Source organism: Sulfuricaulis sp. (assembly GCF_041499725.1).
Lineage (GTDB): Bacteria > Pseudomonadota > Gammaproteobacteria > Acidiferrobacterales > Sulfurifustaceae > Sulfuricaulis.
In genome coordinates this window covers 1-4,311 of sequence record NZ_JBGQKW010000136.1, presented here as the reverse complement: position 1 = coordinate 4,311, position 4,311 = coordinate 1, and the positions used below count along the sequence as shown (strand labels likewise).

Genomic DNA, 4,311 nt, shown 5'->3' with positions numbered 1-4,311 from the left:
TTGATTCCCGTACCGGCTGGCCCAGTTTCCACTCTCCGATGATATCCGAGAACGTCGCGGAGCAGGAAGACAGCAGTTTTTTCATGAAACGCACTGAGGTGCATTGCAGCCAGTGCGGCGCGCATTTGGGACACGTGTTTCCCGATGGTCCGCAACCGACGGGCATGCGCTACTGCATCAATTCAGCCTCGCTCAAACTGGAAAAGAAATAAGGCGCTTCAGGGTCAGGAGGTCTTATGTCTGACATTTACCACGAAGGAAACCGGCAGCTGCAGGACCAGTTCGATACCCGGCGTCTCGCCGACCGGCTCGATGAAGCCATCGTGCAGGACAGCATCATGCCCAGCGACAAGGATTTCATCGAGCGCCTGGACATGTTCTTCATCGCCACGGTGGACGAGCGCGGCCACACCAACTGCTCCTACAAGGCGGGCGACCCCGGTTTCGTGCGCGTGCTGGACGAGCATACCCTCGCTTTTCCCAATTACGACGGCAACGGCATGTATCTCACGATGGGCAATATCCTCACGACGCGCCAGGTGGGATTGCTGTTCATCGATTTCGAAAACCAGAAGCGCATGCGGCTGAACGGCGAGGCCACGCTGCACCGGGACGATCCGCTCATGCGGGAATATCCGGAAGCACAGTTCATCGTTCGCGTGCGGGCGCGCGAGGTATTCGCCAACTGCCCGCGCTACATTCACAAGATGAAATTGGTGCAGCGCTCGCGCTTCGTGCCGAAGCAGGAATGTCCCACGCCTGTTCCCGGCTGGAAGAAAGGCGATTGGGTTGCGGACACCTTGCCTGAAAACGACCCGGCCAAGGACGGATCACGCGAGGTGATCGACCGCTGAGGACGAGCGCCGGTAACACTTCTGCGCACTTTTTTGTAGCGCGGACAATATATTTGATACAGGTCATTCCCTCCTGGTGCTGACGCCATTAGCGTACCCGTCTGGATGCTTGTTATTCTGGAGGCAGAATGAGCGACAAATCGCACTGGGAGAAGATCTATACGAACAAGCGCCCGGCCGAGGTCAGCTGGCATCAGACCCATCTCGAAAAATCACGGGAACTGATCCGCGCCACCGGCGTGGGCCATGACGCCAAGATCATCGACGTCGGCGGCGGTGCCTCCACCCTGGTCGACGATCTTCTCGCTGACGGATTCAGGCACATCACGGTCATGGATATCTCGCCCACCGCCATCCAATCCGCACAGGCGCGGCTGGGTGCCCGCGCCCGGGAAATCGTCTGGCTGGAGGCGGATGCCACGCGCGGATCCCTGCCGGCACATCATTACGATGTCTGGCACGACCGCGCGGTGTTTCATTTTCTGACGGATGCCAAGGACCGGCGCCGTTATGTCGACAACGTCAGCCATGCGCTCAAGCCGGGCGGGTATGTCATCGTCGCGACTTTCGGGCCCAACGGGCCGCTTAAGTGCAGCGGGCTGGATATCGTCCGCTACACCTCAGAACAGCTGCACGCCGAATTCGGTGAAGACTTTCAACTGCTCCGCAGCGCCGTCGAGGACCATGTGACACCCGCCGGTAAGCACCAGGAATTCGTCTACTGCTGCTGCCGGAAACGTTGAACAGGACTGGAGCGGTTCGGCTACGCGGGAGGCAAGGCTATCTGATGTTCAGTGTTGTACAGGTAATCTTTGAACACGTGTTCCGCCGTCAGCAACTGATAGCTTCCATCCGCGAAACGGCGTGAGGTGTCCTTGAGCCGGTAGGTGTAGTGCCCACAGGTCCAGCAGTCGAAGTTGCGCATGTGGGTGCACAGGCAGGTTTTGTCCATGACCGAAATATTCTCGCCGTCCGGATGTTTGTCCAGCTCGCGATTGTAGGCCTCGATGTAAGCGCAGTTGCCTGAACCGTCCAGCAGATAGCCATAGGCCTCGCAGTTCGGACGGATGCCGGCGCCGATCGCCGGGCTGTTCTTCAGCATGCGCATGGGGTAACCCGTGGGCGAAATCAGGTTGACCTCGATATCCTCCTCGTTGGCCTTGAAGTACTCCTGCTTCACCTTGTCCGGCAGGCCGCATTCCTTGGTCACGGTGAAGCGTGTCGCCACCTGCACCGCCGCCGCGCCCGCTTCCAGGAACTCCACGGCATCGGTGCCGGTGAAGATGCCGCCCGCCGGAATGACTGGAATATTCAGGTTTTCCTGCTTGAGATACCGGTGAATCTCGTCGACGATGGTCTTGAGATCGTACTGCACCCAGTCCATGCCGAAGCCGAGATGTCCTCCGGCCAGCGGACCCTCAACGATGATGTAATCCGGCAGGCGGCTGAGGCGCGCGTTCTTGCGCAGGAACAACAACAGCGCGCGCAGCGAGGAAACGATGATTCCAAACTTCACGTCGCGAAAGCGTGGGTGATCCTGAACCAGCGCCAGCGAACCCAGATGCAAACCCGCGCTCAAGGTCACGCCGTCGATGCCGCTGTCCATCGCGGCGGACAAACGCACGCGCAAGGTCTCGCGCGGGCTGCCCATCGTGAGCTTTTCCATGGTGTTGATAAAGATCAGTCCCTCGCCCTGCTTGGCTTCCATGGTCCGGCCCACGTGCAGCTTGGTGGCCTCGGCCAGCCGTTGAAGGTCGAACTGCACGACCGACTTATCGCGGTTGGCGACGTTGTATTTGTACTTCTTCTGCTTCTCCTTCACGAAACCGGTTTTGAATCGCCGGTCGGAAACGGTGGGGACCATGGCGTCCGAGATGTGGCCGATGCCGCCGAGCCGCGCCGCGACCAGTGACAGAGCCGCGGCGGAAATGTCAACGCCCATTCCTCCGACCATGATGGGTACCAGCTCTTTCTTGCCGAATCGTAACCGGAAATCGTCAACTCGTTTCATCGTTCGATAAGATTTCAATAGACAGGATTAACAGGATTAAAACAGGATTAACAAGATTAAAACCAGAGAATTAGAGAATTTTTGAATTAATCCTGTGAAATTTTTTACTCTCCTTTTGCTACCGGACGACCGGCGTCCGTGATCCATTCGCTCCAGCTGCCGGCGTACAATTTCGAACCCGCCAGCCCGGCGTGTTCCATCGCCAGGATGTTGTGACAGGCGGTCACGCCCGAGCCGCACATCTGCACAACCTGATCGGGCGCGACATTGTTCATCGCAGCCAGGTAAAGCTCGCGCAGAGCTTCATCTGACATGAATTCGCCGCTAAAGTCGAGATTGTCTTCATACGGTATGTTGATCGCGCCGGGAATGTGGCCGGCAATCTTGTCGAGCGGCTCGACATCGCCGCGGAAACGTATATCCGCGCGCGCATCGATCAGTATGCCGTCTTTCCGCTCGTGCATTTGCTCCACGTAATCGGCATCCACCCACATGGCGTTGTTGATCGTCGGATGAAATTGCGCGGCCTGAGTCATGGGCAATTCCGTGGTAACGGGACGTCCTTCGCGCTGCCATTTGGGAAAACCGCCATCGAGCAACGCCACCGCCTCGTGCCCCAACCAGCGCAACAGCCACCACAAGCGTGCCGCCATTGCGCCAAAGGTATCATCGTACACCACGACCTGGCTGGTTTTGTCGATGCCCCAGCGCCCGAGTTTTTCCGCCAGCATTGGGGGGTAAGGAAGCGGATGGCGTCCGCTCGCGGGCGTTACCGGGGAGGACAAATCGTTTTCGAGATGGGCATAACGCGCCCCGGGGATATGTCCGGCGGCATAAGCGCGCTGGCCCGCACCGGGATCGGTCAAGACGAAACGGCAATCGACGACGACCCAGCGCGGATCGTCAATATGCCGGGACAGCGTCGCGGTGTTGACGAGGGTGGTAAGAATCATGGATACAAGATACAGGATTCAGGCACGCATATGAAAAGGCGCGCCGCGCGCCTCATCCATCCCTGTAGCTTGTATCGCGATAACCGAACTCCTTAATAACCACCCTTGCGGCGTGACTCCGGTAAACCGGCAATACGACCGCCCTGCTTGCTCGGATCTTTGGGGAACAGATCGTAAACGTCTTTCTGAATGACGTTGGTGCCCCACTTGTCCGCCATGGCCTTGACGATCGTGCGGGTATTAGGCTGCTCACTGTTATGATTGATATAACAATCGCGCAGATACTCAATAAGATCCCAGTGCTTCGGTGTGAGCGTGATGCCCTCGCTTTGGGCGATGAACTCGGCCAGTTCCTTGCTCCAGTCTTCCGTGTTCTTCAAATATCCGTTGACATCGGTCTCGATGGTATTGCCGTTGAAGTCATAACTCATGATTCCCCCCAATTTTCAGAAAAAAATATGGCAAAAGTCGTTGGTTGCAATTAGAGAACGCA

The 4,311-nt window shown here is 57.7% G+C and carries 6 protein-coding genes; 3 read left to right on the top strand and 3 right to left on the bottom strand.

All coding sequences use genetic code 11. The features are described 5' to 3' along the window. The 3 genes from ACC569_RS14135 to ACC569_RS14125 all read left to right on the top strand — a co-directional run. On the top strand, window positions 1–212 hold a 212-nt coding region (locus ACC569_RS14135), incomplete at its 5' end, for a peptide-methionine (R)-S-oxide reductase (RefSeq protein WP_372524170.1). A 24-nt stretch (window positions 213–236) separates the two neighbouring features. After that, window positions 237–854 (top strand): pyridoxamine 5'-phosphate oxidase family protein, encoded by a 618-nt coding sequence (locus ACC569_RS14130; protein ID WP_372524169.1) that lies wholly within the window; start codon window positions 237–239, stop codon window positions 852–854. Between the two features lie 128 nt (window positions 855–982). Next, window positions 983–1,597 carry a class I SAM-dependent methyltransferase gene (locus tag ACC569_RS14125; RefSeq protein ID WP_372524168.1) on the top strand — a complete coding sequence of 205 codons (615 nt, stop codon included), beginning with the start codon at window positions 983–985 and terminating at the stop codon, window positions 1,595–1,597. Between the two features lie 20 nt (window positions 1,598–1,617). Here the strand turns inward: ACC569_RS14125 and ACC569_RS14120 are convergent, their stop codons facing one another. The 3 genes from ACC569_RS14120 to ACC569_RS14110 all read right to left on the bottom strand — a co-directional run bounded on the left by ACC569_RS14120 (window position 1,618) and on the right by ACC569_RS14110 (window position 4,249). Beyond that, window positions 1,618–2,865 carry a nitronate monooxygenase gene (locus tag ACC569_RS14120; protein ID WP_372524167.1) on the bottom strand — a complete coding sequence of 416 codons (1,248 nt, stop codon included), beginning with the start codon at window positions 2,863–2,865 and terminating at the stop codon, window positions 1,618–1,620. Between the two features lie 104 nt (window positions 2,866–2,969). Next, window positions 2,970–3,818, bottom strand: a complete 849-nt coding sequence (locus ACC569_RS14115; protein WP_372524166.1) for a sulfurtransferase — start codon at window positions 3,816–3,818, stop codon at window positions 2,970–2,972. Window positions 3,819–3,910: 92 nt separating this feature from the next. Continuing rightward, a complete protein-coding gene (locus tag ACC569_RS14110; RefSeq protein ID WP_372524165.1) occupies window positions 3,911–4,249 on the bottom strand; it encodes a TusE/DsrC/DsvC family sulfur relay protein in 339 nt (112 codons plus the stop codon). Window positions 4,250–4,311: the final 62 nt, after the last annotated feature.

Coding starts and splice junctions, on each gene's coding strand:
- ACC569_RS14130 (WP_372524169.1), top strand. CDS start 237: ATGTCTGACATTTACCACGAAGGAAACCGGCAGCTGCAGGACCAGTTC.
- ACC569_RS14125 (WP_372524168.1), top strand. CDS start 983: ATGAGCGACAAATCGCACTGGGAGAAGATCTATACGAACAAGCGCCCG.
- ACC569_RS14120 (WP_372524167.1), bottom strand. CDS start 2,865: ATGAAACGAGTTGACGATTTCCGGTTACGATTCGGCAAGAAAGAGCTG.
- ACC569_RS14115 (WP_372524166.1), bottom strand. CDS start 3,818: ATGATTCTTACCACCCTCGTCAACACCGCGACGCTGTCCCGGCATATT.
- ACC569_RS14110 (WP_372524165.1), bottom strand. CDS start 4,249: ATGAGTTATGACTTCAACGGCAATACCATCGAGACCGATGTCAACGGA.